A 26,857-nucleotide genomic window follows, 5' to 3' on the forward strand; every position below is an offset into this window, starting at 1 on the left:
GGTCCCTTCCTGGACAGCACGGACCGCGTACCCGACCTCGCCCCACCGGTCGATCCGAGGCTGCAGTCCTCGAGCGGTACGCCGCGGAGCACGACGGGGCGCGCTGGCACGGGCCCGAGCAACAGCTTCACGACCGCGACCGCCGGGCCTGGCTCGCCGAGACCGACGCGTGGCGCTTCGACGTCTTCGTCGGCCACCACCTCTGCGGCCCGGTCCGGTGTGTCGGGGCGCGTCTGCAGGCGGGGGTCGCCGAGGCCAGGCGGCCGGTGGGTCGCCGGGCGGGGAGCGGCCAGGACCGGGGCCCGGATCGTCGGCGATTCCTCCAGCTCGCGACGGGTCGGCGTCGGACGCGGTGACCAGGCGACGGGTCGGCGTGGGGGAGGGATGAGGGCTGCGAAATGACGCCGACCCGCCCGAGAGGACTCGGACGGGTCGGCGTCGGTGGTGCGGGTGCTCAGTGGGAGCGGAGGTGCTCCTCGTCCACGAGGTGGTGGCCGTCGAACTGGTGGCCGTCGGCCGGGTGGTCGAGGCCCGCCTGGAGCTCGTTCTCGTGCTCGACGTGGTGGTGGGCCTCCTCGAGCTCCTCGCGGGTCGGCTTCTGCACGTTGTCGGCGTACATCAGCGTCCCGAGCTTGCTGCGCAGCTTCTGCCCGCGGGTAGCCGGTGCCGGCACGCCGTTGGCGTCGGTCTCCGCCTCCAGCGCCGGCATCTCGTCACGCTCCCGGGCCGTCATCGTGTAGGCACGGGCCGGGGAGATCGGCAGGTGCCGCTCGCTGTAGCCGCCCTCGGGCGAGCGCATGATGATGCCGGTCTCGTAGCCGTGCAGCAGCGTCTCGTTGTCGTGACGCTGGAGCGAGATGCACCAGCGGCGCGTGATGAAGAACGCGATCGCAGGACCGATGAAGACCGCAGCGCGCATGAAGTACGTGATCTGGTTGATGCTGGCGTGCAGCTTGATCGCGATGATGTCGTTGCCACCCGCGGCCCACATCAGGCCGTAGAAGGTCATCAGCGACACCATCACCGCGGTGCGGGTCGGGGCGTTGCGCGGCCGCTGGAGCAGGTGGTGGTCGCGCTTGTCACCGGTGATCCAGGACTCGATGAACGGCAGCAGCATCAGGATCGTGAACATCAGGCCCGGCAGCACGATGATCGGGAGGAAGACGTTGAAGGGGAACGTGTGGCCCCAGAACGCGAACTCCCAGCCGGGCATGATGCGCAGGGCGCCGTCCGGCCAGCCCATGTACCAGTCGGGCTGCGAGCCCGCCGTCACCTTGCTCGGGTCGTAGGGCCCGAACTTCCACACCGGGTTGATCGTCAGCAGCCCACCCATGAGCGCGGTGACGCCGAAGACGATGAAGAAGAACCCGCCGGCCTTGGCGGCGTACACCGGCAGCATCGGGAAGCCGACGACGTTCTGCTCGGTGCGGCCGGGGCCAGGCCACTGCGTGTGCTTGTGGTAGACGAGCAGCAGCATGTGGGCGGCGATCAGGGCGAGGAGCAGGCCCGGGATCAGCAGCACGTGGATGGTGAACAGGCGCGGGATGATCGACTCACCCGGGAACTCGCCACCGAAGAGGAAGAACGACATGTAGGTGCCGACCAGCGGCATCGACTTCATGAAGCCGTCCGCGGCGCGGATACCGGTGCCGGAGAGCAGGTCGTCGGGCAGCGAGTAGCCGGTGAAGCCCTCGAGCGTGCCGAGGAGCAGCAGCAGGGAGCCGATGACCCAGTTCAGCTCGCGGGGCTTGCGGAACGCGCCCGTGAAGTACACCCGCAGCAGGTGGATCATCATCGAGGCGACGAACAGCATCGCGGCCCAGTGGTGCATCTGCCGCATGAGCAGACCACCACGGACGTCGAAGGACAGGTTCAGGCTCGAGGCGTAGGCCTCGGACATGGTGACGCCGCGCAGCGGGTCGTAGGAGCCTTCGTACTGGACCTCGCCCATGCTGGGTGTGAACCACAGGGTGAGGAACACGCCGCTGAGGAGGAGCACCACGAAGCTCCACAGCGCGATCTCACCGAGCATGAAGGACCAGTGGTCGGGGAAGACCTTGCGCAGGTTCTTCTTCATGGCCGTGGCCAGGCCGAGGCGGTCGTCGGCCCACGCGGCGGCAGCACCGGCCTTGCTCGGCTTGCCGGCCGTCGCGGCGGTGGTGGCGTTGGTCGTGGCGACCTTGCTCGTGTCGATGCTCACTGCGGGTCACGCTCCCAGTAACTCGGTCCCACGGGTTCGGTGAAGTCACTCTGGGCGATCAGGTAGCCCTCATCATCCACCGCCATCGGCAGCTGGGGAAGGGCGTGGCCGGCGGGCCCGAAGATCACCTTGCCGGAGTCGGTCAGGTCGAAGGTCGACTGGTGGCAGGGGCAGAGCAGGTGGTGGGTGGTCCGCTCGTTCAGCGAGATCGGACACCCCACGTGCGTGCAGATCTTGGAGTAGGCGACGATGCCGTCCACGGACCAGTTGAGGGTCTGCTCGGAGACGATGTCGTCGGGCTCCATGCGGTGCACGATCACGGCGCACTTCGACTTGGCGATCTGCACCTCGACGCCCTCGAGGACCGGCTCGCCCTCCGCGTCGGTGGCGAAGAGGATCTCCGGCTCGGCGTTGACCAGGTCGCCGATCTCGAGGTCGGACACCTTGATCGGGGTGCCGACGACGTCGCGGACGATGCGCATGCCCTTGCGCCACAGGGTGTGCTCGAGCTTGTCGCCGGGCAGCGGGCCGAGGTCGCGGAGCATCACGATGGCCGGCAGGCCGAGGATGCCCACCGCGCCGAGCAGCGAGTTGCGCACCAGCGGACGGCGGCCGATGCCGGACTCCTCGAGGCCGGCGCTCAGCGCGGCGAGGGTGGCCTCGCGGTCCTCGTCGGAGGACTTGGCCGGGTGTCGGTACTCGACCATCTCGTGGTCACCCATGAGCTTGCGGGCCCACTGGATGACGCCGATGCCGATGAAGAGCAGGGCACCGCCGAGGAAGACGCCGAGCGCGACGTTGGACGCGCCCAGGCCGCCGACGGTGTCCCACTGGTCGCCCACGTCGAAGACGAAGTAGGAGACCAGGAACAGCACGGCGCAGACCATCGACAGCCCGAACATGGCTGCCACCTGGCGCTCCGCGCGCTTCTCCGCCTTGGCGTCGACGTCGGTCGGCCGCCAGGTGTGGGCCGGCAGGCCCGGGTTGGCGACCGGCTCGTCCTCGAACGTCGAGGGGACGTGGTCGTGGTCGTGGGAGTTCTGGTCGCTCACGCTTCCACCTTCTTCTTCTGCGAGCGCGTGGTGTGGGCGGCGATCCAGACGGCGAAGCCGACCAGCGAGCCGAGCCCGACCAGCCAGGCGAACAGGCCCTCGCTCACGGGGCCGAGGCCGCCGAGACCGAAGCCGCCGTAGCCGGGGGCCTCCTCGAGCGAGCCGAGGTAGGCGATGACGTCACGCTTCTCCTCGGGGGACAGGTTGCCGTTGGAGAAGTTGTCCATGGCCTGGGGCCCGGTCAGCATCGCCTCGTAGATGTACTTGGGCTCGACGCCACGGATCTTGGGCGCGTAGCCGCCGCGGGGCATGGCTCCGCCCGAGCCCTCGAAGTTGTGGCAGGCGGTGCAGTTGGTCAGGAAGATCTGGCCGCCGCGGGTGATGGCCTCCTCGCGCTCGGAGGCGCTGAGACCCTCGATGCTGTAGTCCTCCGAGGTGGGGATGGAGGGGCCGGGGCCGAGCGAGGCGACGTACGCCGCGAGCTGGGCGATCTCCTCGTCGGTGTAGACCGGCTTCTTCCGCGGGGCCTGGGCGCCGGGCTGCGCCATCGGCATCCGGCCGGTGCCGACCTGGAAGTCGACGGCAGCGGCACCCACACCGACCAGCGAGGGGCCGATCTGGTTGCCGTTCTGGGTCTTGACGCCCTCGCCGTTCTGCCCGTGGCAGAAGGCGCAGCCGACGAGGAAGAGCTCGCGGCCCTTGGCGGCCTGGTCGGCATCACTCTCGCCCTGCTGGGCCTGGGCGGGCGCGAACGCGGCGTACAGGGTGCCGGTCATCAGCAGCCCGAGCAGCAGCACCACGAAGCCGGCGAGCGGTCCGCGTCGGTGCCGTGAGAGTCGACCTGCGGAGCGGTTCAGGAGACGCACATTGAGTCCTTGCTGGAGGTCCTGGAGGGGTCCGACGTGGGGCTACTTGATCAGGTAGATGGTCGCGAACAGACCGATCCACACGACGTCGACGAAGTGCCAGTAGTAGGAGACGACGATCGCGCTGACCGCCTGCTCGTGGGTGAACCGTCGTGCCAGGAACGTGCGCCCCAGCACGAAGAGGAACGCGATCAGGCCGCCGGTCACGTGCAGGCCGTGGAAGCCGGTGGTGAGGTAGAACATCGTGCCGTAGGCGGAGTCCTGGATCGTGACGCCCTCCTTGACCAGGGAGGCGTACTCGGTGGCCTGGCCACCGATGAAGACCGCGCCCATGACGTAGGTCAGCACGAACCACTCGCGCAGGCCCCAGCCCTTGACGTTGAGGACCGAGCCGGTGCGTCCGACCTGGCCGCGCTCCGCGGCGAAGACGCCGAGCTGGCAGGTCAGCGAGGAGAGCACGAGGATCGTCGTGTTGACGGCCGCGAACGGGATGTTGAGCTTCTCGGTGTTCGCAGCCCACAGGTCCGGGCTCACGGCCCGGATCGTGAAGTACGACGCGAACAGGGCCGCGAAGAACATCAGCTCACTGGAGAGCCAGATGATCGTCCCGACGCTGACCATGCTCGGCCGGTCGTGGTGCCCGTGCAGTCGGGATGCCGGAATCGCGGTAGTTGCTGTCGCCACGGGCGCCATTATGTCGTGACCTGTCGGGGAGGGCACCCCGACCCCCTCCTGTTGCGGCGTCATATTCTTCACAGCGTGCTGGTGTCCTCGCTCTTCGTCTCCTGGGACGCCTCCGCGACCCTCCCGAGGTTCACGCTGGGGCGGGTGTTCAGCGAGTGGTCGCTGGAGCCGATCCCCTTCGTGATCACGGTCTGGGTGGCCGGTCTCTACCTGCTCGGGGTCCACACCCTGCGCCGCCGCGGTGACCGCTGGCCGGCGGGGCGGACGCTCTCCTTCGTGGTCGTCGGGATGGGCGCCTTCTACTTCGCCACCGCCTCCGGGCTGGGCACCTACGACCTGACCCTGCTCAGCGTCCACATGGTCCAGCACATGCTGCTGTCGATGCTGGTGCCGCTCGCGCTCGCGCTCGGCGCCCCGGTCACGCTCGCGCTGCGGACCCTGCCCACCCGGCCCCGCGGCTGGCTGCTGGTGGTGCTGCACTCCCGGGTCGCCCGCGTGCTGTCCTTCCCGCCGCTGACGCTGGCGCTCTACGTCATCTCGCCCTGGGCGCTCTACTTCTCCGGCTGGTACGACGCGTCGCTGCACTCGGCGTACGTCCACGAGATGATGCACCTGCACCTGGTGCTCGTCGGTGCCCTGTTCTTCTGGCCGTTGATGGGCATCGACCCGGTGCCCGGGCGGGTCGGCTACCCGGCGCGGATGTTGCTGGTGGTGCTGACGCTGCCCTTCCACGCCTTCCTCGGCGTCACGATCATGGGCCAGGACACCCTGATCGGGCACGACTGGTACCCCTCGCTCCACGACGGGCCGATGGGCTCCTGGCTGCCCGACCCGCACGACGACCAGCACCTCGCCGGCGGGATCCTGTGGGGCTCCGGCGACCTGATCGGGCTGGTCTTCTTCGGCGTGCTGTTCGCGCAGTGGGTGCGCTCCTCGATGAAGGAGGCGGCGCGGGAGGACCGGCGGCTGGACCTGCTCGAGGCCCGTGCCGCGGCCCGGTCCGCCGGCGCGTCGGCGACCAGCCCCGGCGAGGCCGGCCGGGACGGGTAGCATCGCCGCCGTGAACGCCTCGACCTCGACCAGGACCGCGCCGCTGAAGGTGCTCGTCTACAGCGACGACGTCAACACGCGACAGCAGGTCCTCCTCGCCCTCGGCCGCCGCCCGCACCCGGACCTGCCGGAGGTGGAGTACGTCGAGGTCGCGACCGAGCCCGTCGTGCTCCAGAACATGGACGCGGGCAGCATCGACCTCGCGATCCTCGACGGCGAGGCCGTCCCCGCCGGCGGGATGGGGATCGCCAAGCAGCTCAAGGACGAGATCTACGGCTGCCCGCCGGTGCTGGTGCTCACCGGCCGGCCGCAGGACGCCTGGCTGGCGACCTGGTCGCGGGCGGACGCGGCGGTGCCGCACCCGCTGGACCCGATCCAGCTCGCCGAGACCGTGGTGACGTTGCTGCGCTCGCGCGTGCCCGCCACCGCCTGATGGCCCGACGGGCTGTCCGCGGGGCTCCGCGATGACCGGCTGGCCCGAGGTCCTCGGCGCCCTCGTCGCCCGGAGCGACCTCACGTCCGAGCAGACCGCCTGGGCGATGGAGGAGATCCTGGCCGGCGAGGCGAGCCCCGCCCAGATCGCCGGGTTCGCGGTCGCGCTGCGCGCCAAGGGCGAGACGATCGACGAGGTCTCCGGCCTCGCGGCAGCGATGCTCGCGCGCGCCAACCCCATCTCCGTGCCGGGCCGGCTGCTCGACGTCGTCGGCACCGGCGCCGACCGCTCGATGTCGGTCAACATCTCGACGATGGCCGCGATCGTGGCGGCGGGGGCCGGCGTCCGCGTCGTGAAGCACGGCGCCCGATCCGCCTCGTCGAAGTCGGGCTCCGCCGACGTACTGGAGTCGCTCGGCATCCGCCTCGACCTGCCCCCCGACCGGGTGGCCGCGGTGGCGGAGGAGGCCGGGATCACGTTCTGCTTCTCCGCTGCCTTCCACCCGGCGATGCGCCACGCCGCCGTGCCGCGCCGCGAGCTCGGCATCGGGACCACCTTCAACTTCCTGGGTCCGCTCACCAACCCCGCCCGTCCCGCGGCGCAGGCGATCGGCTGTGCCGACCTCCGGATGGCACCGGTCATGGCCGGGGTGTTCGCGCGCCGCGGAGTGGACGCCTGGGTGTTCCGGGGCGACGACGGGCTCGACGAGCTCACCACGACGACCACCTCGTCGGTGTGGGTCGTCCGTGGCGGTGAGGTCTCCACGGTGACGGTCGACCCGGCGACCTTCGGCCTCCCGCGCAGCACGACCGAGGCGCTGCGCGGTGGCGACGCGGACCACAACGCCGAGGTGGTGCGTCGGCTGCTCGACGGCCGTCAGGACGCCGTGCGCGATGCCGTGCTCCTCAACGCGGCCGCCGCGCTCGCGGTGTACGACGCGCTGCCGGTGCCCGTGGACGAGGCGCTGGCCGTCGGGCTGGAGCGGGCCCGGGACTCGATCGACTCGGGCGCGGCCAAGCAGGCGCTCGACCGCTGGGTGGCCGCGTCCTCGCGGTGAGCTACAGCTCCAGCACCCAGGACCCGCCCTCGGGACGGAACCCGAGCCGGTCGTAGTAGGCCCCGACCATCCCCGGAGGGGTCACCACCCGGGTGAACCCGTGGTCGCGCAGCAGGCCGCTGCGGCGCCACACGAACTCACCGGGGGAGAAGTCGCGGAACCGCGGCGTGACGTAGTCGAGCAGCACCCGCGCGACCCGGTCCTCGGCGCGGAGCAGGACCACGCCGACCGTCTCGTCGCCCTTCATCACCACGAAGGCGTGGCCCGCCTCGTCGCCGGGGTCCCAGACGAGGTCGGGCTGGAAGCGCAGGATGTCCGCGCCGTGGATGCGCAGCACGTGCCGGAGGTACTCGTCGGCGGTGCCGACCTCGACGGCCTCGAAGACGGCCTCGTCGTGGCGCTGGCCCACCAGCTGCACGATGAACCAGACGTTGATCACGCTGAGCACGGCGTTCATGCCGACCATCGGCCAGACGCCGATGAGGGCGTTGAAGACGATCAGGATCAGGCAGGCGAGGAGGTTGAGGGTGCGGAACCGCAGCACCCGCGCCTGCAGCAGCGAGAAGACCAGCAGGGCGCTGCCGCCCCAGCCCAGGATGTCGAGCCAGTGGTCACCGAGCCATGCCACGTTCAGTCGAGACCGAGGGAGAACGCAGACTCGAGGTCGTGCCGCGAGTAGGCACGGAACGCGATGTGGGTCTCCGTCGAGGTCACCCCGGGGATCTTGTTCAGCCGGTCGGCGACCACGCTGGCGACGTCCTCGTGGTTGCGGACCCGGACCAGCGCGATCAGGTCGATCTGCCCCGTCACGGAGTAGACCTCGCTGACGCCTTCGAGGGCGGCGATGCCCTCGGCCACCTCGGGGATCCGGGCAACGTCGGCCTTGACGAAGACGATGGCGGTGATCATGGGCAGCACCCTAACGGGCCGGCTGGTGCACCGGCGCGAGGCCGCGGCGGTCGTCGAAGGGCACCAGGGAGAGCCGCGACTGGTTGACCGCGTCGTGGATCGCGAGGTGTCGCGTGGCGCCGGCGATCGGGCAGGTCCACTCGCCGTCGACCTCGACCAGCCGGATGCCCGGGGACTCGAGCCAGCGCAGCACCTTCTCGGTCTCCTCGGCCGTCGCCGCGGGCACCGGCCCGGGAGCCGCGGCGACGGTCTCGGCGCAGGCACGCAGCTCGGCCACGAACTGGTGCGCGTCGGCCCCCGCCGGGATCGTGCCGGCGGCGGCCAGCCTGCCGAACCGGACGACGTGGACGGCCCAGCGCCCGTCGTCCTCGCGCCGGGCGGCCACCACCTCGGGGCACCGGGTCAGCGCCGAGAGCCGCTGGGTGCGGGCGGCCGCGCGGACGAAGGCGGCGAGCCGGTCGCGGTGGATGCCGGCCTCCTCGAAGCGCTCGTCGGCCGCGAGCGCGGCCATCCGGGCATTGATGGCCTCGACCACCTCGTCCGGCCGCCGCAGCAGCGAGTCGCGCAGCTGCCGCACGACCGCGGCGTACGTCGTGGCGTCGACGCTGCCGTCGCACGGGGACAGGCAGCGGCCCATCTCGGCGAGCACGCAGGCCGCGCGGGAGGGCTCGCGGGACAGCCGGTCCGAGCACTGGCGCACCGGGAACGTGTCGTGGAGGGCGGAGAGGCACTTCTCGGCCGACTTCTTCGAGGCGAACGGGCCGAGGTAGTCGGCCTCGTCGTCGAGCACCCGGCGCACCAGTGAGAGCCGCGGCCACGGCTCCCGGGTCAGCTTGACGAAGTGCACCTTCTCGGGGAACCGGGAGCGCCGGTTGTAGCGCGGCTTGTGCTCGGCGATCAACCGCAGCTCGCGGACCTCGGCCTCGAGGGCGGTGGCGCACTCGATCCCGTCCACCGTCGAGGCCAGGCCCACCATCTCGCCCATGCGGGAGCGTGTCTCCGAGGCGGTGAAGTAGGAGCGGACCCGCGTGCGCAGGTCGCGGGAGGTGCCGACGTAGAGGACACGGGAACGGTCGTCGCGGAAGAGGTAGACGCCCGGCGAGTGGGGGAGCGCCTCGGCGAGGTGCCGCTTCTTGCGCTGGGCGGTGGTGACCCTCGAGGAGAAGGTCTGCAGCTCCTCCAGGGTGTGCACCCCCAGGCCGCCGAGCCGCTCCATCAGCCCGTGCAGCACGTCGACGGTGGCCCGGGCGTCGGACAGCGCCCGGTGGTTGGGGGTGGTCGTGGAGCCGAACACGCGGGCCAGTGAGGAGAGCTTGCAGTTCGGCGCGTCGTCGCGGGTGATCACCCGGCGCGCGAGCTTGGCCGTGTCGAGCACCTCGAACCGTGGCCACGGGCGGCCCTGCTGCTCGGCGAAGTGCTTGAGGAAGCCCACGTCGAACGGGGCGTTGTGGGCGACGAGCACGGTGCCGGCCGCGAACTCGAGGAACGCCGGCAGCGCGGACTCGATCGACGGCGCGTCGGAGACCATCGTGTTGCTGATGCCGGTCAGGACCGCGATGAAGGCCGGGATCTCGGTGTGGGGGTTGACGAGGGTCTGGAACTCGGCGAGCACCTCCCCGCCACGCACCTTCACCGCTCCGATCTCGGTGATCATCGACCCGCCCTGCGCCGAGCCGCCGGTCGTCTCGAGGTCGACCACGCAGAAGGTGATGTCGCGCAGTGGACGCCCCAGCTCGTCGAAACTGCGTTGCGACTCCCATCGGGAAGGCGCACCCTGAACGGCGCTGCTCATGTCGTCGACGCTAGAGGCGAGCACCGACAATCCGGCCGCGGCGCGCGGACTAGGGTGGTCGTGAGAGCACCGCCACCCGGCGACAGACCCGACCGGACCACCGAGGAGGCCCGTGAGCACCGTGATCCCCGACGCGGGACACCGCTGGCGCTGCTCCGGCTGCGGCAACCTCACCCGCTTCGACGTGACGCGCACCCGGCGGACCCGCGAGTTCTGGCACTTCGACCTCGCCGGGGAGCACCTGGTCGAGGAGACCGAGGTCGAGTCGGAGTCGGTCGCGTCCGTGGTGTGCCGCTGGTGCGGCCGGGACGACGCGATCGAGGTCGTGGCGCGCACCGAGGCCGTCGACGAGCCGGCGAGCGGCTGACGGTGACTGCCGTGTCCCGGCCCCCGCTCACCCTCGGCGGGCTGCCCGGCGCCGTGCGCACGCGGGTCGTGGCGCTCGCCGCCGACGCGCTGCCCGACGTGGTTCGGCTGCCGCCTGCGCTGCGCCGGGTCGCCGGATTCGCGCCGCAGCGCCGTGCCCGCCTGGGTGGCTCGGCGATCGCCGCCGCCCTCGAGGCCGACGACGAGCTCCGCGAGCGCGTGGGCACCCAGGTCGCCGCCCGCACGTCGTACGACGCGGACGCGCTGCCGGGGCTCGCCGGCGGCGACGAGGGCGCCGACCCCGCCGAGGTCGCGGCTGCCGCCTGGCTGGTGCGCCCCGAGGGCTGGGAGGAGGTGCTCCACGCCGCGGCGGACCGGCTGCGGGAGCGGCCGGACGCCGTGGAGCGGGAGGCCGCCGAGGTCGCCCGGCTGCGGGACAAGCTCGCCGACGCCGAGCAGGCCGTGCGCGACCTGCGGGCCCGCAACCGCGCCCAGGTCGACGAGTACAAGAACGAGAACGCCTCCCTGCGGCGCAAGCTGGGGGAGTCCCGCGCCGCCGAGCGTGCGGCCCGGGCCGCGCTCGAGGAGCAGCAGCGGGCGGTCGAGGAGGCGCAGCGCACGGCCTCGGCCCAGGCCGCCGGCCAGGACAAGGAGCTGCGCCGGCTGCGGGCCCAGGTGGCCCAGCTCGAGGCCGAGGCGTCGGCCGACCGACGCGCGGCCCGGTCCGACCGGGACGAGGCGTCGCTGCGCGCGCGGCTGCTGCTCGACACCGTGATCGACGCGGCGTCCGGACTGCGACGGGAGCTGGCGCTGCCGAGCGTCGAGGGGGCGCCGGGCGACCGGGTCGAGGCCGACCTGGTCCGGGCGGGCGCGGCGAGGGCCGGAGCCACGGCCGCGGCGTCGAGCAGCCCCGCGCTCCTGGAGCGGGTGCTCGGCATGCCGCGCGCCCGGCTGATCGTCGACGGGTACAACGTGAGCAAGACCGCCTGGCCGACGTCGCCGCTGGAGGCGCAGCGGATCAGGCTGCTGGCCGGACTGGCGCCGCTGGTGGCCAGGCTCGGTGTCGAGACCACCGTCGTCTTCGACGCGGCCGCGGCCTCCGCGCGCACGGTCGCCCAGGCGCCACGCGGGGTCAAGGTCGTGTTCAGCCCCGAGGGTGTGATCGCCGACGACGTGATCCGCGACCTGGTGGCCGCCGAGCCGTCCGGGCGCGTGGTGGCGGTCGTGAGCAGCGACCGCGAGGTCGCCACCGACGTGGCGCGGGCGGGGGCCCGCAGCCACTCCGCCGAGGCGCTCATCGGCCTGCTCAGCTGAGCCCGGGCGGCTCCGGCGTACGTCGCGACACGCCGTGGCGGGCCGAGCCCGGCCCGGGCTGTCGGTGGCTGCTGGGAGCGTCGAGGACATGACGACACGAATCGACTGCGACAGCTGCGTGGTGCGTGGGCTGGCGTGCCACGACTGCGTGGTGACCGTGCTGCTCGGGCCGCCGCCCGAGCTGACCTTCGACGACGACGAGCGCCGCGCGCTCGACGTCCTGGCCGAGGGAGGCCTGGTGCCTCCGCTCCGGCTCGTGCAGTCCCTGCCCGGCATCGAGATCGAGTCGGCGTGACCGGAGTGACGGATGTGACATTTCCCCCGAATTGACCACGTGGGTGGCGAGAAACACCCCGAAACTTGGGGATGAAAGTTTGATGGTGGCGCTCTCGCGCCACTAGTGTGTGGCGCTCAGGTGTCCGTGAAAGTGGATCAGACCGGATCTACGCGGGCACTGCGTCGAGTTCCAGGCCGTCTCGGAGGCCTGGGAGCCGGGGAACCAACCCACCTGGGGTGAATCTCCCGCAAGGCGGCGGCACCTGTGTCGCCGAGGAGCGGGAGTAGGGCCTGTCGTGCCCGAACCCGTCAGCTCACCCGGTAGGCGTACGACACGCAAGGGAGACCGCCCGCTCGTGCTGAACGGTCGGAAGCGAATCATGGCGCGCCCATTCGGCGCCGCAGTGTCCGGACTGGCCCTCGCGGCCGTGGTCGGGGTCGTTCCCTCGTCCCCCGCGCAGGCGGAGCCGGACATCGATGACGTGAAGTCTCGGGTCGACACGCTGTACCACCAGGCCGAGCAGGCCTCGGAGCGGTACAACGACGCCAAGCTCGAGCTCAAGGACCTGCGCCACGACATGGGCTCCCTGAAGGCCGACCAGCGCCGTCAGGACGACCGCCTCGGCGCCGTCCAGGAGCAGGTCAAGGACTCGATCGTCCGCCAGTACGAGGGCGAGAGCCTCTCCGCGGTGGGTCAGGTCGTGGTCTCCGACGACCCCAAGTCCTTCCTCGCGCAGCTGTCGACGATGTCGGCCTTCGACGACCTCCAGGGCCAGCTGTTCGCGGACTACTCCACCGAGCTCAAGGCGCTGGACATCCGGCGCGAGGCCACGGAGAAGCGTGCGGCCGAGGTCGCGGCGACGAAGAAGAAGCTCGCCGACGAGAAGGCCACGATCGACGACAAGCTGGCCGAGGCGAAGTCCCTGCTCGGCAAGCTCGAGGCCGAGCAGCGCGAGGCCCTGACCTCGCGCAGCGCCGCCCCCCGGACCCCGCCGGTGGCCGCCTCCGGCAACGCCGCTGCCGCGGTCCAGTTCGCCATGGCCCAGGTCGGCGACGCGTACGTCTACGGCGCGGCCGGCCCGGATGCCTGGGACTGCTCGGGCCTGACGATGATGGCCTGGGCCCAGGCCGGCGTCGCGCTGCCGCACTCGTCCAGCGCCCAGTACAACTCCGGCCCGCACGTCGCGGAGTCCGAGCTGATGCCGGGCGACCTGGTGTTCTACTACAGCCCGATCAGCCACGTCGGCATGTACATCGGCAACGGCATGATCGTGAACGCCGAGAACCCCAGCGCCGGCGTGAAGGTCACCAGCCTGCACGCGATGCCGTACGTCGGTGCGGTCCGCCCTGGCTGACCCCGTCCGTGCGAAGGCCGGTCGCCCCCTCTGGTGGGTGGCCGGCCTTTCGCTGTCCCTGCTGCTGGTCGCCGGCCTGGTCACCTGGTCGGTGCTCGACTGCGACCCCTACGTCGCCGGCCAGCGGCGCCCGGCCGCGCCCCAGGCCCAGCCGTCGCTGGCCGCGGCTGCGCTGCACGACCTCGAGGACGCGGTCGTCGCCGGGGACGCCGGCGCCGCCCGGGCGCTCGCGCCCCGGGGCGACGAGCACGCCGGGTCGCTGCTGACCGCGGTGGTCGACAACGCCCGCGCGCTGCACGTGCGCGACTTCTCGGTGCGCTACGTCGACGAGGAGGGCGGCGTCGCCGACGACGGGTCCTGGGCGGCCGCGGTGGACGCGACCTGGCGGTTCGCGGGGTTCGACGCCCGGCCCGCGCGAGCCGAGGTCACCGTCCGGTTCGTGCCCCGCGACGGCGGGGTCGCCGTGGCCGGGTTCGGCGGCGGTGGTCGGCGGACCCCCCTGTGGCTGGCCTCCCGCCTCGAGGTCCGGCGCACCCCGGCGACGCTGGTGATGGTGGCCGGCCCGGCCGGCGAGGCGGACGCCTACGCCCGCCGCGCCCGGACCGCGGTGCCGGTGGTGCGCCGGGTGCTGCCGCGCTGGCGCTCGGGCCTGGTCGTCGAGGTCCCGGCGTCGGCCCACGACCTCGACGCCACGCTGGACGCCGATCCGGGGGAGTACGCCAACATCGCCGCCGTCACCTCCACGGTCGACGGCTCGCTGGCGCCCGGCTCGCCGGTGCACGTCTTCGTCAACCCCGACGTGTTCGACTCGCTGCGACCGCAGGGGGCCCAGGTCGTGATGAGCCACGAGGCCGTCCACGTCGCCACCGGGGCCGCCACCAGCAACCTGCCGCTGTGGCTGCTGGAGGGCTTCGCCGACTACGTGGCCCTGCGAGACGTCGACCTGCCGCTGACCACGACGGCCGGTCAGGTCATCCGGCAGGTCCGCCGCCACGGCCCGCCCGCCCGGCTCCCCGGTGCGGCCGAGTTCGACACGACCACCACCCACCTCGGGGCGACGTACGAGAGCGCGTGGTTCGCCTGCCGGCTGCTCGCCGCCAGCGGCGGCGAGGCGGCACTGGTGCGGCTCTACGAGCGGGTCGACCACGGGGCGGCCCTCGGACCGGCGCTGCGCTCGACGTTCGGGCTGGGCGTGGGGCAGCTGACCCAGCAGTGGCGGCAGGGGCTGTCAGACTTGGCGTCGTGAACCACGCTGACCGGCGGACGTCGCTCGCCGTCCTCCTCGTCGGCGCGGTCGCGTTCGTGGCGCTGGCCGTGTGGCTGGTGCCCTGGCAGCCGGTCCCCGGCGGCACCCCGCCCCCGGCGCCGCCCCGGTCGGTCTTCTCCGCCGAGGAGGTCAGCGCCGCCCAGGACTTCGCCACCTGGGTGCGCGTCTGGGGCTGGGGCTCGCTGGTCGTGTCGCTGCTGGTGGCGTGCTGGTTCGGGTTCACCCGCCACGGGATCCGGCTCGTGGAGCGGATGCGGGGGCCGTGGTGGTGGCGCGTCGTGCTCGCGGTGACCGCGCTGGAGCTGATCGGTCGGGTCCTGACGCTGCCCTTCGCCGTGCTGATGCGTCGGCACCTGCTGGACTACGGGCTCACCCGGCAGGCCTGGAGCGGGTTCGCCGCCGACATGGTCCGGACCGAGCTGGTCACGATCCTGACGACGTCGGTGGGACTGGTGGTGCTGGTCGGCTGCGCCCGCCGCTGGCCGCGCGGGTGGCCGGCGGTGGCCGGCGGCCTGCTGTCCGGCCTGGTCCTGGTCGGCTCGTTCGTCTACCCGTTGGTCGTGGAGCCGCTCTTCAACTCCTTCACGCCCCTGCCCGACGGGGCGCTGCGCAGCCAGATCCTGCGGCTCGCCGACCGCGAGGGCGTGCACGTCGACGACGTCCTGGTCTCCGACGCCTCGCGTCGTACGACGACGCTGAACGCCTACGTGTCCGGCTTCGGGAGCACCCGCCGGGTGGTCGTCTACGACAACCTGGTGCACGACCTGCCCGACGACCAGGCCCTGGCTGTCGTGGCGCACGAGCTCGCCCACGCGCGCCACGACGACGTCGTGACCGGCTCCGTGCTGGGCGCGTCCGCGGCGCTGGTCGGCGTGGGGCTGCTCGGGCTCGCGGTGGGTGCGCTGGGCCGGCGTCGGCCGATGGGGGACCCGGCCCTCGTGCCGCTGGTGCTGGCGCTGCTCGCCGTCGGCACGCTGCTCGCAAGCCCGCTCGAGAACGCCGTGAGCCGAGAGATCGAGACCAGGGCCGACGTCGACGCGCTGCGGGCGACGCACGACCCGGACGCGTTCATCCGGATGCAGCGCGAGCTGGCGGTGCGCTCGCTGGCCGATCCCACGCCGCCTGCGTGGTCCCAGTTCTGGTTCGGCAGCCACCCGACCACGCTCACCCGGGTCGCGATCGCCCGGACGCTCTACCCGGAGGTGCCCCCGCTCTACCGGAAGGTCCCCAGGGTCCGCTGAACGGGTCCGCCGGGTCAGCCGTAGAGCTCGGCCACCTCGTCGCGGAACTCGCGCATCACCACGTTGCGCTTGAGCTTGAGGCTCGGCGTGAGCTGCCCGCCCTCCTCGGTCCAGTCGTCGGGGAGGATCGTGAACTTGCGGATCGACTCGGCCTTCGACACGGCCTTGTTCGCCTCGTCGACCGCCGTCTGGACCTCCGCCCGCAGGTCCGGGTCGTCGACCAGGTCCGCGACGGAGCCCGTCTTGTGGTGCGCCTCCGCCCAGGCCGGCACGGCCTCGGGGTCGAGGGTGATGAGCGCGGCGATGAACGGCTGGCCGTCGCCGACGACCATGCACTGGTCCACCAGGAGGTGCGCACGGAGCCGGTCCTCGAGCACCGCGGGCGCGACGTTCTTGCCGCCCGCCGTCACCAGGATCTCCTTCTTGCGGCCGGTGATCCGCACGAAGCCCTCGTCGTCGACCTCGCCCACGTCGCCGGTGTGGAACCACCCGTCGCGCTGCAGGGTCTCGCGGGTCGCCTCCTCGTTGCCCCAGTAGCCCGCGAAGACCTGGCCGCCCTTGAACAGCAGCTCGCCGTCGTCGGCGACCCGGACCGCGGTGCCCGGGAAGGGCCGGCCCACGGTGCCGATCTTGACCGCGCCCGGCACGTTCGCGGTCAGGGCCGCGGTGGTCTCGGTGAGCCCGTAGCCCTCCAGCACGGTCAGGCCGATGCCCCGGTAGAAGTGGCCGAGACGGTCGCCCAGCGGCGCGCCGCCGGACACGGCGTACTCGCACCGGCCGCCGAGCGCGTCGCGGAGCTTGCCGTAGACGAGCCGCGAGAAGACGGCGTGCCGCGCGCGCACGGCCAGGGACGGCCGGCCCCTGTCGAGGCCGCGGGACCAGGCGATCGCCGTCTCGGCGGCGTGGTCGAAGATCTTGCCGCGGCCGTCCGCGGTCGCCTTCTGCGAGGCGGTGTTGAAGACCTTCTCGAAGACCCGCGGCACCGCGAGGATGAACGTCGGCCGGAACTCCTGCAGGTCGGCCAGCAGGTTCTTGATGTCGGCGCTGTGGCCGAGTCGGGTCCGGGACTTCACCGCGCCGACCTGGATGATCCGGGCGAACACGTGCGCCAGCGGCAGGAACAGCAGCGTCGAGGCGCCCTCGGTGGTGAACAGCCGCTCCATCTCCTCGACGGCCACGCCGAGCTCGAACATGAAGTTGCCGTGGGTGAGCATGCAGCCCTTGGGGCGCCCGGTGGTGCCCGAGGTGTAGATCAGCGTCGCCAGGTCCAGCGGGGTGGCGGTGCGCCGGCGCTCCTCGAGTGCCTCGTCGCTGATGTCCGCACCGAGCCGGGTGAGCACGTCCACAGCGTTGTCGGCGAGGGACCAGACGTGGTTGAGCTCCTCGAGCCCGGCCCGCGCCTCGGCGACCCGCGCGACGTGGTCGGAGCTCTCGGCAACCACGGCCCGGGCGCCGGAGTCCCGCAGGATCCAGGAGATCTGCTCGGCCGAGGAGGTCTCGTAGACGGGCACGGTGACGGCGCCGGCGAACCAGATGGCGTAGTCGACCAGGGTCCACTCGTAGCGGGTCTTGGAGATCAGGGCGACCCGGTCGCCCGCCTCCACGCCCGCGGCGATCAGGCCCTTGGCGACCGCGCTCACCTCGGCCAGGAAGGTCGCCGCGGTGACGTCCTCCCAGCCCTCGGCGGTGTGGCGGCTGAAGACCACCGTGTCGGGAGCCTCGTGGGCGTTGGTCACCACGTCGTCTGTGAGGTTGCCCGTGGCCGGGACCTCGATCGTCAGGGGCGTGGAGAACTCACGCACGGTGCCTCCTCGGGGCGGTTCCTGGAGGGGCCGTCACGGGACGACGGCTCGTCTGCTGCACTCCGGAACGAGGGTCAACGACGGAGGTTACCGCTGAGGAGCGGGGTACCCGCATCCGGTACGCTCGCTCCCCGACGCGACCATGCAGCACGGGCACCGGCCCCGGGCGGCACCGAACCGACAGGGGAGTCCCATGGCCGAGCAGACGACGTCCTCGATCGAGATCGAGGCCGCCCCGGCTGACGTCATGGCCGTGATCGCGGACTTCGAGGCCTACCCCCTGTGGGCGAAGGGCGTCCGGACCGCCGACGTGGTCTCCTCCTACGAGGCCGGCGAGGCGCGGGGCCGCGCCGAGCAGGTGTTCTTCGAGCTCGACGTCTCGCCGATCAAGGACGAGTACACCCTCGCCTACGAGTGGGACGCCGACCGCACCGTCACGTGGACCCTCGTCGAGGGCAAGATGCTGCGCGCGCTGGACGGTGCCTACATCCTGCGCGAGCGCGCCAGCGGGCTGACCGAGGTGACCTACCGTCTCGCCCTCGACGTCTCGATCCCGCTGATCGGCATGCTCAAGCGCAAGGGCGAGAAGATCCTGATCGACACCGCGCTCAAGGGCCTGAAGAAGCGCGTCGAGACCCTCGCCTGAGGCGGGCGACGAACGGCTCACCGTGCGCATCCTCCTGTTCACCGGCAAGGGCGGCGTCGGCAAGTCGACCGTCGCTGCCGGCACGGCGGCGCTCGCCGCGGCCGAGGGACGCCGCACGCTGGTGCTCTCGACCGACCCGGCGCACTCGCTGGCCGACGCCTTCGGCGCCGACGTCGGCCCCGAGCCGACCCCCGTGGCCGAGTGCCTCTTCGTGCAGCAGGTCGACGCGCAGCTGCGCTTCGAGCAGTCCTGGTCGGAGATCCAGCGGTACCTGCTCTCGGTGCTCGACGTCGCGGGCGTGGACCCGCTGGCTGCCGAGGAGCTGACCGTGATCCCCGGCGCGGAGGAGGTGCTGGCGCTGCTCGAGCTGCGCCTGCACGCGCTGTCCGGCGAGTGGGACGTGATCGTCGTGGACTGTGCGCCGACCGCGGAGACGCTGCGGCTGCTGGCGCTCCCCGAGGCGCTCGGGTGGTACATGAACCGGGTGCTGCCCGTGGAGCGGCGGGTCGTGAAGGCGCTCAAGCCGGTGCTCACCCGGGCGGCCGGCGTACCCATGCCCGGCGACAGCGTCTTCGACGCCGTGGAGCGGCTGCACGCCGAGCTGGACGAGGTGCAGTCGCTGCTGTCGGGCGAAGGCGCGAGCGTCCGGCTGGTGCTGACGCCCGAGAACGTCGTGCTCGCCGAGGCCCGGCGTTCCTACACCACGCTGTCCCTGTACGGCTACCGCCTCGACGGGGTGGTGGCCAACCGGGTGTTCCCGGCCGGCGGGGGCGACGACTGGCGCCGCGGCTGGGTGACCGCCCAGGACCGGGTGCTGGCCGAGGCCGCGCAGTCCTTCGCCGGCCTGCCGATCTGGCGCTCGGTCTACCGCACCGGCGAGCCGGTCGGGGTGCCGGCGCTCACCGAGCTCGCCAAGGAGCTGTACGACGGCGCCGACCCGCTCGCCGCGCCCCGGGGCAGCGGCCCGTTCCGGGTGAGCCGGAACGAGCGCGGCGCCGTCCTCCGGCTGGCCCTGCCCAACGTGACCCGGGCCGAGGTCGATCTCGCCAGGCACGGCGACGACCTCGTGGTGACCGTGGGGTCGTATCGTCGTCTCCTCACCCTGCCCGCCGGACTCTCGCGGCACCGCATCGCCGGGGCCCGCGTGGACGACGGTGAGCTGCAGGTGAGGTTCGAGGTGACGGGATCAGGAGCAGGGACGTGAGTGAGCCAGGGGACCCGGGGAGCCGGGACCACGTGGGCAGCGTGTCCGAGGAGGCGCTGAAGCTCTTCGGCGCGCTCTCGGACTGGGCACGCGACCACGGCCCGGACCTCGGCCACGGGCTGTCCGGGCTCGCGGACCAGGCCGCAGCGTCGGTGCACGAGGTCAACGAGCACCTGGCCACCGGCGCGCCCGAGTGCACCTACTGCCCGGTCTGCCGCGCGGTGCACGTCGTACGCCAGACGAGCCCGGAGGTGCGCGCGCACCTGGCCGTGGCGGCCTCCTCGCTGCTGCAGGCGGCCGCCGGGATGCTGGCGACGGCCGTGCCGGACGACGCCCGCGGCCGGGCCGGAGGGGTCGAGCGGATCGACCTGGATGACGACATCGACGGGGCCTGGCCCGAGGAGGACGACGAATGACGCTGGCCTGTGGGATCGACGTGGGCGGCACCAAGATCGCGGGTGGCGTGGTCGACGAGGACGGCAAGATCCTCGAGGAGCTGCGCGTGGAGTCGCCGGCGACGGACGCAGAGGAGATCGAGGCGGCGATCGCCGACCTGGTCTCGCAGCTCGCGTCCCGGCACTCGATCGGGTCGGTGGGCGTCGGCGCCGCCGGCTACATCGACAAGGCCCGGGCGGTGGTGCTGTTCGCGCCCAACCTCGCCTGGCGCAACGTGGACCTCAGGTCCGACCTCGAGAAGCGCGTGGACCTGCCGGTCGTCATCGAGAACGACGCCAACGCCGCCGCGTGGGGCGAGTTCCGCTTCGGCGCCGGCCACGACATCGACGACCTGCTGCTGGTCACCGTCGGCACCGGCGTCGGCGGCGGCCTGGTGCTCGACGGCGCGCTCTACCGGGGTGCGTTCGGCGTCGGCGCCGAGATCGGCCACATGCGGGTCGTCCCGGACGGGATCCTGTGCGGCTGCGGCAAGCACGGGTGCTTCGAGCAGTACGCCAGCGGCTCGGCGCTGGTCCGCGAGGTCCGGGCCGCCGCCGACCGCGGCTCGGCCGGGGCGCGGAACCTGCTGGAGCGGGCCGGTGGAGACCCGCAGCGGATCACCGGACCGCTGGTGACGGAGGCCGCCCGAGACGGCGACCCGTTCGCGCTCGAGCAGCTCGCGGCGGTCGGCACCTGGCTGGGCGAGGGCATCGCCTCGCTCACCGAGATCCTGGACCCGGCCGTGGTGGTCATCGGCGGCGGCGTCAGCGAGGCGGACGAGCTGCTGCTCGACCCGGTCCGCACCGCGTTCGCCGCGCAGATGCCCGACCGGGACTTCCGGCCCACCCTCGAGATCCGCAAGGCGCGGCTCGGCAACCATGCCGGCCTCATCGGCGCCGCCGACCTGTCGCGGCGGTAGCGGTGCCGCTCTTCATCGGGGTCGACGTCGGGGGCACCAAGGTGCTCGCCGCCGCCGTGTCGTCCTCGGGCCGGTTGGTGCGCACCGCGCGCCGCTCGACGCCGGGCCGGAGCGTGGACGCCGCGGTCGTGGAGGACGCGCTGACCGAGGCCGTGCGCGACGTGGCGCGTGGGCGCCGCGTCGACGGGGTGGGCATCGCGGCGGCCGGCTTCGTGGACGCCGCGGGGGAGCGGGTGATGTTCGCCCCCCACCTGCCGTTCCGCGGCGAGGAGGTCCGGGCCCGGCTGATGGAACGCTGGGGCACCACGGTCGTGCTCGACAACGACGCCAACTGCACGGCCCGGGCCGAGTGCGCGTACGGCGCGGCCCGGGGCGCGAGCGACGTCATCGTCGTGACGCTGGGCACGGGCATCGGCGGCGCGGTCGTCATCGACGGCCGGGTGCACCGCGGGAGCAACGGCATGGCCGGGGAGTTCGGCCACATGCAGGTCGTCCCGGACGGGCTGGCCTGCGAGTGCGGTGGCCGCGGCTGCTGGGAGCAGTACTCCAGCGGCAACGCCCTGGCCCGGTACGCACGGGTCCGGCTCGACGGCTCCGTGACGTTGCGCGAGCTCTGTGAGGGCGACCCGGACCGGCTGACCGGCCCGATGGTCACCAGCGCCGCCGAGGCGGGGGACCCGCTGGCGCTGGAGGCGTTCGGCTCCGTGGGCCGCTGGCTGGGTGTGGGGCTGGCCAACCTGGTGGCGGCGTTCGACCCCGACGTGATGGTCGTCGGCGGGGGAGTCTCGGCGGCCGGGGACCTGCTCCTCGAGCCGGCGCGGGCCGCGCTGGGTGAGTCGCTGGTCGGAGCCGGCCACCGGGTCGTCCCACCGGTGCTGCGGGCAACCCTCGGACCCGAGGCGGGCGCCGTGGGGGCCGCCGACCTCGCCCGCACCGTCGTACGGGGCGAGGGACGCTGGGTCAGGAGCGCCGGTACTCGGGGACGAGCTCGACGGCGAGCTGCTCGAGGAACAGCCCCACATCGGTGACGATGCCGCGGGCCTGCGAGGAGCCGCGGTCGGCGAGCTTGGTCACGGTCGCCGGGTTGATGTCCACGCACACCAGCGGGATCGAGGCGGGCAGGATGTTCCCGGTCGCCACCGAGTGCAGCATGGTCGCGACCATCAGGCAGAAGCCGACGTCGGTGAGGTGCGCCCGCATCGCGCGCTGGCCCTCGAGGACGTCGGTGTGGACGTCGGGGAGCGGGCCGTCGTCGCGGACCGAGCCGACCAGCACGAACTCCTTGTCGTGGGTGACCAGGGCGTGCATGATCCCGCCGGTGAGGACGCCGGACTCGACCGCCGCGCGGATCGAGCCCTCCTTGCGGATGGTGTTCAGGGCCCGGATGTGGTGCTCGTGGCCGTGCTCGACGCCGCTGCCCATCGCCAGGTCCACGCCCAGGCTGGTGCCGTAGAGCGAGGCCTCGATGTCGTGGGTCGCCAGGGCGTTGCCGGCGAACAGGACGTCGACGAAGCCGGCGTCCACCATCGCGACCATGGCGGGGGCCGCGCCGGTGTGCACGACACCGGGGCCGCCGACCCAGAGGACCTTCTTGCCCGCGGCCTTGGCCTCGCGCATGCCGTTGGCGACCTGACGGACCAGCACGGCCTGGGGCTTCTCGGAGGAGACGTCGGACTCCATGAAGCCGAAGCTCCCGGCGGTCCGGTCCGGCTTGGGGATGCTCACCTGCACGCCGGCGGCACCGCAGACGACGAGCATGCCGGCGCGGACGTCGGACATCGGGAGCGTGTAGACCCGGCTCGGGGTGCCGTGGGGGTCGCGCTCGAGGATGAGCCCGCAGTCCATCTCGGGGTTGCCGACGTTGAGCCAGCGGCCGTCGACCCGGACCCGGGTCTCGAGGTTGGTGGTGGAGTAGAACCCGTCGGGGAAGACCCCGTCGGTGACGGTGGCGGCCACCTCGGCCTCGCCCGGGTGGACCATGTTCACCCCGCGGGTCTGCAGCCGCATCAGCAGCCGCTGGAGGCCCTCGTCGTCGTCGGCGGTGACGGTGATGACCGCGTGCGAGGTGTCGTCGGTCTCCCGTCCGACGTCGAACCGGTCGATCGTGTAGTCCCCGCTGTACTCGCGGATGTCGTCCAGCACCCGGGACAGGATGCCGTGGTCCATCAGGTGGCCGCTGATCTCGACGGTCTCGCTCTCACTCACGGGGGCGAGCCTATCCACACCGCGTGCCCTAGAGGCGCGCGCCGTCGTCTCCGGGGTCGCGTGGTCCGCGGGGCATCTGCACGACGAGGTAGACGAAGCCGCCGACGAAGGAGGCCACGAGGAGGTAGCCGAGCCAGGCCGGGAGGTGGATCCCGAAGAGCAGGGCCACGAGCAGGACGGTCGGTGCGCCGAAGACCCCGCTCCAGGCGGCGAGGCGGTCCGGTGCGACGTGCGGGAGCGGGGGAGGCGGCGGCGGGACGTACCGCTCCTCGTCGCCGGCCTCGGCGTCCTCGCTCGCCGGCTCCGGGACCGGTTGCGGGGCCGGCTCCGGGGCCTCCTCGGGGCCGAGCTCAGGGCGGGCCCCGTAGTTCTCGACGATCGAGCGCCAGGCGTCGTCCTCGCTGTCGGGCTGCACGGGTCGAGGGTAGGTGGTCCGCGGTCGCGGGACCACCGGCGGCGCCCCGGTTCGTCAGGTTGCGGTAACCCGGGCGACGAACTCCGCGCTCTCCTCGAAGATCCGTGGCGCGTCGTTGTCGATCGTCGCGACGTGGTAGCTCTCGGTCAGGATCCGCTCCTCCACGTCGCGGGAGCTGACGGCACCGAGGACGGTCCGGCTCGAGGAGTCGTCGATGACGTGGTCGATCGAGGACCGGAAGTAGAGGAGCGGCTGGGTGACCTTCGGCAGGTCGGGCACCACCGCCCGCCACAGGTCCGTCACCGCCGCCAGCCCCTTGAGCGGGAGCCGCGGGTAGCCGACCTCGTCCTGGCCGGGCTTCTTGATGTCGTTGATGACCCCCTTCATCGACGGCACCACGAGCTTGAGCAGCGGCAGCGCCTTCAGCTCCCTGCGGGTGCTGGAGACGAACGGGTTGACCAGGACTATCCCGGCCACGTCGGCACCGCGTTCCTCGGCGAGCCGCAGGGCCACCGAGCCGCCCATCGAGAGCGCACCCACCACGACGGCGTCGGTGCTGGCCAGGAGCCGGTCCAGCGCGCGCTCGGCCTCGGCGTACCAGTCGGTCCACGCGACCCGGTTGAGGTCCTGCCAGCGGGTGCCGTGGCCGGGCAGCCGTGGCACCTCCACGGCGTACCCCTTCTCGGCGAGCGCGTGGGCCCACGGCTTCATCGAGGCGGGCGAGCCGCTGAAGCCGTGCAGCAGCAGCACACCCAGCGGGCGCCCGCCGGTGAGCTCGGGGCGGGCCGGGAGCGAGAGCGGGGTGGCGAGGGGGTGCACCGTCATGCGCGGCATTGTGCCCCAGGCCACGCCCTCGCGCGCGGGAGAGCGTGGGATGCGGACTCGGCAGTAGGCTTCGTGCATCGGTCCGGTCGGGTAGCGACATCTGGAGTCTTGGGGAGGGTTCAACGGTGTTCTACTGGTTCCTGAAGTGGGTTGCCCTCGGGCCCTGGCTGCGGCTGGTCTTCCGGCCGCGGGTCTCCGGTGCCGAGAACGTGCCCGCCGAGGGGCCGGCCATCCTCGCCAGCAACCACCTCTCGTACGCCGACTGGCTCTTCATGCCGCTGACGCTGCCGCGACGGGTGACTTTCGTGGCCAAGGCGGAGTACTTCACCGGCCGGGGCGTCAAGGGCTGGCTGAAGAAGACCTTCTTCTCCGGCTCCGGGCAGGTGCCGATCGACCGCTCGGGCGCCGACGCCGCGGCGGGTGCGCTGCTCTCGGCCAAGCGGGTCCTCGGCGAAGGCAGCCTCTTCGGGATCTACCCCGAGGGCACCCGCTCCCACGACGGCCGGCTCTACCGCGGCAAGACCGGAGTCGCACGGCTGGCGCTGGAGACCGGCGTCCCAGTCATCCCCGTCGCCGTGGTCGGCACCGACGTCGTGGCCCCGCCGGGCAAGAAGTTCGGCACCTTCACCCGCCCGGTGGTGCGCTTCGGCAAGCCCCTGGACTTCTCGCGGTACGAGGGCATGGAGAACGACCGCTACATCCTGCGCTCGATCACCGACGAGATCATGTACGAGATCATGCGGCTCTCCGGCCAGGAGTACGTCGACATGTACGCCAGCCGCGCCAAGGAGGAGTCCAAGCGGCTCGAGAAGGAGGCCGCCGAGGCCGCCGCTGCGGACGAGCAGAAGAAGGCGTCCTGACCGCGACCCCCGCCGGGGCCGGGCCGGCGGCCGTCGCCGTCGAGAGCCGCCTCTTCCGGGCGCTGGCGGTGCTCCGCGTCCTGGTGCTGGTAAACGCGGTCGCCCTCAACCTCTACCGTGCCGAGAACTTCCGGCACCCGGTGGCCGGGGCCGCCTGCGTGGGCCTGATGGCGACGTGGACCGGCGTCGCGATCTGGGCGTACGCCGCGCCCGCACGGCGTACGGCCCTGCTGCTCGTGCTCGACCTGGCCGTCGCCGTGGCGCTGGTCCTGGTCTCGCCGCTGGTCAAGGGGCCGGGGATGGAGGCGACCATCCCGGGTTTTTGGGTGATGGGCGCCCTGCTCGCGTGGGCGCTGCACTGGCGATGGGCGGGCGGGCTGGCCGCCGGTGCGGTCCTCGCCGCGGCCGACCTGGCCGTGCGCAGCCACCTGACCCAGGCCAACTACGGCAACGTCTTCCTGCTCCTGGTCGGCGGACCGGTGGTCGGGTTCATGAGCGCCTCGCTGCAGCAGATGGCCGACGAGCGGGACGTGGCCGAACGCACCGCGGCGGCGGCCGCGGAGCGGGCCCGCCTGGCGCGGGCGGTGCACGACGGGGTGCTCCAGGTCCTCGCCCTGGTCCAGCGGCGCGGCGCCGAGCTCGGCGGCGAGTCGGCCGAGCTCGGCCGGCTGGCCGGGGAGCAGGAGGCCGCGCTGCGCACGCTCATCCGGCGCCAGGACGCCGTCACGGCGCCGTCGCCGTCGGCAGCCGGCTCGGCGGACCTGGTCGCGGCGCTCGGCCGGCTGGAGTCGGTACGACGCATCAGCGTCGCCACGCCCGGGGAACCGGTCCGCCTGCCGGCGCCCGTGGTGGCCGAGCTGGTCGCGGTGGTCGAGGCGTGCCTGGACAACGTGGCCCGCCACGTCGGGCCCGACGCGCCCGCGTGGGTGCTGCTCGAGGCGTTCCCCGACCGGCTCGAGCTGAGCGTCCGCGACGAGGGGCCGGGGATCCCCGTGGGGCGCCTCGTCGAGGCGGAGCGCGAGGGGCGGCTCGGCGTCCTGGAGTCGATCCGGGGACGGATCGCCGACCTGGGCGGGACGGCCACGCTCAGCACCGGCTCCTTCGGCACCGAGTGGGAGCTGTGCGTGCCGCGACCAGGCTCGGCGGCCCCGCCGCGCGCCGTACGCTCGCCTGCGTGACCATCCACAGCGAGCACCCGTTCCTCGACCCCGAGCCGGACCCGGTGCGGCGCTGGCGCGGCCGGCTCGGCGGCGCGGTCACCCTCTGGACGGCCGGTGACGAGACCGGCCGCGCCGGCCTGACCGTGACCTCCTTGATGGTGGCGAACGGCGAGCCGCCGCGCGTGCTGGGCCTGCTCGACCCCGACTCCGACCTCGCCGACACCCTCGTCCGCACCGGCCGGGCGGTGGTCCAGCTCCTCGGCTGGGAGCACCGGGGGCTCGCCGACGCGTTCGCGGGCACGGCGCCCGCGCCGGGCGGGCCGTTCCGCACCGGCGAGTTCGAGTCCACGCCCTGGGGCCCGCGGCTGCTCGGCGCGGACACGTGGGCGGGCGTCGCACTGGAGTCCACCGCCGAGGTCGGCTGGTCGAGCCTGGTCACCTGCACCCTCGAGCGCGTCGAGGTGGGGGAGGCCGATGTCCCCCTCGTGCACCGCCGGGGTCGCTACAGTCGCGGCGAGTGACAG

Annotated in this window: 28 protein-coding genes and 1 riboswitch; of the genes, 17 read left to right on the plus strand and 11 right to left on the minus strand. The window is 72.7% G+C overall.

Annotation, left to right across the window (positions count from 1 at the left end; genetic code table 11):
• Positions 1 to 454: 454 nt before the first annotated feature.
• The 4 genes from qcrB to ctaE are packed head-to-tail and all read right to left on the minus strand — an operon-like array spanning position 455 to position 4,811.
• Complete coding sequence (qcrB, locus tag ABD268_RS13155) at positions 455 to 2,200, minus strand: cytochrome bc1 complex cytochrome b subunit (RefSeq protein ID WP_344152689.1); 1,746 nt, start codon at positions 2,198 to 2,200, stop codon at positions 455 to 457.
• A complete protein-coding gene (qcrA, locus tag ABD268_RS13160; RefSeq protein ID WP_344152692.1) occupies positions 2,197 to 3,252 on the minus strand; it encodes a cytochrome bc1 complex Rieske iron-sulfur subunit in 1,056 nt (351 codons plus the stop codon). The genes qcrB and qcrA overlap by 4 nt, the downstream gene beginning before the upstream one ends.
• A complete protein-coding gene (gene qcrC, locus ABD268_RS13165) occupies positions 3,249 to 4,118 on the minus strand; it encodes a cytochrome bc1 complex diheme cytochrome c subunit (protein WP_344152695.1) in 870 nt (289 codons plus the stop codon). Before qcrC ends, qcrA begins: the two co-directional genes overlap by 4 nt.
• 42 nt (positions 4,119 to 4,160) lie before the next feature.
• Positions 4,161 to 4,811, minus strand: a complete 651-nt coding sequence (ctaE, locus tag ABD268_RS13170) for an aa3-type cytochrome oxidase subunit III (protein WP_344152872.1) — start codon at positions 4,809 to 4,811, stop codon at positions 4,161 to 4,163.
• A gap of 66 nt (positions 4,812 to 4,877) precedes the next feature.
• Here ctaE and ABD268_RS13175 point away from each other — a divergent pair, with 66 nt between their 5' ends.
• The 3 genes from ABD268_RS13175 to trpD are packed head-to-tail and all read left to right on the plus strand — an operon-like array spanning position 4,878 to position 7,342.
• On the plus strand, positions 4,878 to 5,852 hold the full coding sequence (locus ABD268_RS13175; protein WP_344152698.1) for a cytochrome c oxidase assembly protein: 975 nt from the start codon (positions 4,878 to 4,880) through the stop codon (positions 5,850 to 5,852).
• Between the two features lie 10 nt (positions 5,853 to 5,862).
• Positions 5,863 to 6,285 (plus strand): Rv3143 family two-component system response regulator, encoded by a 423-nt coding sequence (locus tag ABD268_RS13180; protein ID WP_344152701.1) that lies wholly within the window; start codon positions 5,863 to 5,865, stop codon positions 6,283 to 6,285.
• 31 nt (positions 6,286 to 6,316) lie between these two features.
• A complete protein-coding gene (gene trpD / locus ABD268_RS13185) occupies positions 6,317 to 7,342 on the plus strand; it encodes an anthranilate phosphoribosyltransferase (protein ID WP_344152704.1) in 1,026 nt (341 codons plus the stop codon).
• Position 7,343: 1 nt separating this feature from the next.
• Here trpD and ABD268_RS13190 read toward each other — a convergent pair whose 3' ends face one another.
• The 3 genes from ABD268_RS13190 to ABD268_RS13200 are packed head-to-tail and all read right to left on the minus strand — an operon-like array spanning position 7,344 to position 10,043.
• Positions 7,344 to 7,970, minus strand: a complete 627-nt coding sequence (locus ABD268_RS13190) for a hypothetical protein (RefSeq protein ID WP_344152707.1) — start codon at positions 7,968 to 7,970, stop codon at positions 7,344 to 7,346.
• 2 nt (positions 7,971 to 7,972) lie between these two features.
• Positions 7,973 to 8,251, minus strand: coding sequence for an Lrp/AsnC family transcriptional regulator (locus ABD268_RS13195; RefSeq protein WP_344152710.1), 279 nt, complete (start codon positions 8,249 to 8,251; stop codon positions 7,973 to 7,975).
• 10 nt (positions 8,252 to 8,261) lie between these two features.
• On the minus strand, positions 8,262 to 10,043 hold the full coding sequence (locus ABD268_RS13200; RefSeq protein WP_344152712.1) for a DEDD exonuclease domain-containing protein: 1,782 nt from the start codon (positions 10,041 to 10,043) through the stop codon (positions 8,262 to 8,264).
• Positions 10,044 to 10,155: 112 nt separating this feature from the next.
• Here ABD268_RS13200 and ABD268_RS13205 point away from each other — a divergent pair, with 112 nt between their 5' ends.
• The 6 genes from ABD268_RS13205 to ABD268_RS13230 all read left to right on the plus strand — a co-directional run bounded on the left by ABD268_RS13205 (position 10,156) and on the right by ABD268_RS13230 (position 15,862).
• Positions 10,156 to 10,410 (plus strand): hypothetical protein, encoded by a 255-nt coding sequence (locus ABD268_RS13205; RefSeq protein WP_344152715.1) that lies wholly within the window; start codon positions 10,156 to 10,158, stop codon positions 10,408 to 10,410.
• A gap of 2 nt (positions 10,411 to 10,412) precedes the next feature.
• Complete coding sequence (locus ABD268_RS13210; RefSeq protein WP_344152718.1) at positions 10,413 to 11,723, plus strand: NYN domain-containing protein; 1,311 nt, start codon at positions 10,413 to 10,415, stop codon at positions 11,721 to 11,723.
• Positions 11,724 to 11,811: 88 nt separating this feature from the next.
• Positions 11,812 to 12,018 (plus strand): hypothetical protein, encoded by a 207-nt coding sequence (locus ABD268_RS13215; RefSeq protein WP_344152721.1) that lies wholly within the window; start codon positions 11,812 to 11,814, stop codon positions 12,016 to 12,018.
• A gap of 164 nt (positions 12,019 to 12,182) precedes the next feature.
• Positions 12,183 to 12,342: riboswitch (cyclic di-AMP (ydaO/yuaA leader) on the plus strand.
• Between the two features lie 37 nt (positions 12,343 to 12,379).
• The gene (locus ABD268_RS13220; RefSeq protein WP_344152724.1) at positions 12,380 to 13,354 is read left to right on the plus strand and encodes a C40 family peptidase; all 975 of its coding nucleotides are present in this window, start codon (positions 12,380 to 12,382) and stop codon (positions 13,352 to 13,354) included.
• A 37-nt stretch (positions 13,355 to 13,391) separates the two neighbouring features.
• Positions 13,392 to 14,600 carry a hypothetical protein gene (locus ABD268_RS13225; RefSeq protein WP_344152727.1) on the plus strand — a complete coding sequence of 403 codons (1,209 nt, stop codon included), beginning with the start codon at positions 13,392 to 13,394 and terminating at the stop codon, positions 14,598 to 14,600.
• On the plus strand, positions 14,597 to 15,862 hold the full coding sequence (locus ABD268_RS13230; RefSeq protein WP_344152730.1) for a M48 family metallopeptidase: 1,266 nt from the start codon (positions 14,597 to 14,599) through the stop codon (positions 15,860 to 15,862). Before ABD268_RS13225 ends, ABD268_RS13230 begins: the two co-directional genes overlap by 4 nt.
• A 14-nt stretch (positions 15,863 to 15,876) precedes the next feature.
• Here ABD268_RS13230 and ABD268_RS13235 read toward each other — a convergent pair whose 3' ends face one another.
• Positions 15,877 to 17,664, minus strand: a complete 1,788-nt coding sequence (locus tag ABD268_RS13235) for an AMP-dependent synthetase/ligase (protein ID WP_344152733.1) — start codon at positions 17,662 to 17,664, stop codon at positions 15,877 to 15,879.
• A gap of 193 nt (positions 17,665 to 17,857) precedes the next feature.
• On the opposite strand from ABD268_RS13235, the gene ABD268_RS13240 reads away from it, so the two are divergent.
• Genes ABD268_RS13240 through ABD268_RS13260 form a run of 5 tightly spaced genes read left to right on the plus strand, consistent with a single transcriptional unit; the run spans position 17,858 to position 21,896 of the window.
• A complete protein-coding gene (locus ABD268_RS13240; protein ID WP_344152736.1) occupies positions 17,858 to 18,310 on the plus strand; it encodes an SRPBCC family protein in 453 nt (150 codons plus the stop codon).
• A gap of 22 nt (positions 18,311 to 18,332) precedes the next feature.
• Complete coding sequence (locus ABD268_RS13245; protein WP_344152740.1) at positions 18,333 to 19,514, plus strand: ArsA family ATPase; 1,182 nt, start codon at positions 18,333 to 18,335, stop codon at positions 19,512 to 19,514.
• Positions 19,511 to 19,930, plus strand: a complete 420-nt coding sequence (locus ABD268_RS13250; RefSeq protein WP_344152743.1) for a hypothetical protein — start codon at positions 19,511 to 19,513, stop codon at positions 19,928 to 19,930. Before ABD268_RS13245 ends, ABD268_RS13250 begins: the two co-directional genes overlap by 4 nt.
• Positions 19,927 to 20,868, plus strand: a complete 942-nt coding sequence (locus ABD268_RS13255; protein WP_344152746.1) for an ROK family glucokinase — start codon at positions 19,927 to 19,929, stop codon at positions 20,866 to 20,868. Before ABD268_RS13250 ends, ABD268_RS13255 begins: the two co-directional genes overlap by 4 nt.
• A 2-nt stretch (positions 20,869 to 20,870) precedes the next feature.
• Complete coding sequence (locus ABD268_RS13260) at positions 20,871 to 21,896, plus strand: ROK family protein (protein WP_344152749.1); 1,026 nt, start codon at positions 20,871 to 20,873, stop codon at positions 21,894 to 21,896.
• On the opposite strand, the gene ABD268_RS13265 is transcribed toward ABD268_RS13260, so the two are convergent.
• From ABD268_RS13265 to ABD268_RS13275, 3 genes are read right to left on the minus strand one after another with little or no spacing between them, the layout of a single operon-like run.
• Complete coding sequence (locus tag ABD268_RS13265; protein WP_344152752.1) at positions 21,829 to 23,073, minus strand: ornithine cyclodeaminase, nickel-pincer nucleotide-dependent; 1,245 nt, start codon at positions 23,071 to 23,073, stop codon at positions 21,829 to 21,831. The two genes, ABD268_RS13260 and ABD268_RS13265, sit on opposite strands and share 68 nt — an antisense overlap.
• 28 nt (positions 23,074 to 23,101) lie before the next feature.
• Positions 23,102 to 23,488: a hypothetical protein gene (locus tag ABD268_RS13270; RefSeq protein WP_344152755.1), complete on the minus strand. Its 387-nt coding sequence runs from the start codon at positions 23,486 to 23,488 to the stop codon at positions 23,102 to 23,104.
• A 54-nt stretch (positions 23,489 to 23,542) separates the two neighbouring features.
• The gene (locus ABD268_RS13275; RefSeq protein ID WP_344152758.1) at positions 23,543 to 24,313 is read right to left on the minus strand and encodes an alpha/beta hydrolase; all 771 of its coding nucleotides are present in this window, start codon (positions 24,311 to 24,313) and stop codon (positions 23,543 to 23,545) included.
• A gap of 125 nt (positions 24,314 to 24,438) precedes the next feature.
• Between ABD268_RS13275 and ABD268_RS13280 the strand changes: the two genes are divergently transcribed.
• From ABD268_RS13280 to ABD268_RS13290, 3 genes are all read left to right on the plus strand, one after another.
• Entirely contained in the window at positions 24,439 to 25,173 is a 735-nt protein-coding gene (locus ABD268_RS13280; protein ID WP_344152761.1) for a lysophospholipid acyltransferase family protein, read from the plus strand.
• A 68-nt stretch (positions 25,174 to 25,241) separates the two neighbouring features.
• A complete protein-coding gene (gene macS, locus ABD268_RS13285; protein WP_425573721.1) occupies positions 25,242 to 26,351 on the plus strand; it encodes a MacS family sensor histidine kinase in 1,110 nt (369 codons plus the stop codon).
• Complete coding sequence (locus ABD268_RS13290; protein WP_344152764.1) at positions 26,348 to 26,854, plus strand: flavin reductase family protein; 507 nt, start codon at positions 26,348 to 26,350, stop codon at positions 26,852 to 26,854. The genes macS and ABD268_RS13290 overlap by 4 nt, the downstream gene beginning before the upstream one ends.
• The last annotated feature ends 3 nt before the right edge of the window (positions 26,855 to 26,857 follow it).

The sequence above is a fragment of the Nocardioides koreensis genome (assembly GCF_039531775.1).
Taxonomy (GTDB): Bacteria; Actinomycetota; Actinomycetes; order Propionibacteriales; family Nocardioidaceae; genus Nocardioides; species Nocardioides koreensis.

Coding starts and splice junctions, on each gene's coding strand:
- ctaE (WP_344152872.1), bottom strand. CDS start 4,811: ATGGCGCCCGTGGCGACAGCAACTACCGCGATTCCGGCATCCCGACTG.
- ABD268_RS13220 (WP_344152724.1), top strand. CDS start 12,380: ATGGCGCGCCCATTCGGCGCCGCAGTGTCCGGACTGGCCCTCGCGGCC.
- ABD268_RS13195 (WP_344152710.1), bottom strand. CDS start 8,251: ATGATCACCGCCATCGTCTTCGTCAAGGCCGACGTTGCCCGGATCCCC.
- ABD268_RS13215 (WP_344152721.1), top strand. CDS start 11,812: ATGACGACACGAATCGACTGCGACAGCTGCGTGGTGCGTGGGCTGGCG.
- ABD268_RS13240 (WP_344152736.1), top strand. CDS start 17,858: ATGGCCGAGCAGACGACGTCCTCGATCGAGATCGAGGCCGCCCCGGCT.
- ABD268_RS13255 (WP_344152746.1), top strand. CDS start 19,927: ATGACGCTGGCCTGTGGGATCGACGTGGGCGGCACCAAGATCGCGGGT.
- trpD (WP_344152704.1), top strand. CDS start 6,317: ATGACCGGCTGGCCCGAGGTCCTCGGCGCCCTCGTCGCCCGGAGCGAC.
- ABD268_RS13275 (WP_344152758.1), bottom strand. CDS start 24,313: ATGACGGTGCACCCCCTCGCCACCCCGCTCTCGCTCCCGGCCCGCCCC.
- ABD268_RS13200 (WP_344152712.1), bottom strand. CDS start 10,043: ATGAGCAGCGCCGTTCAGGGTGCGCCTTCCCGATGGGAGTCGCAACGC.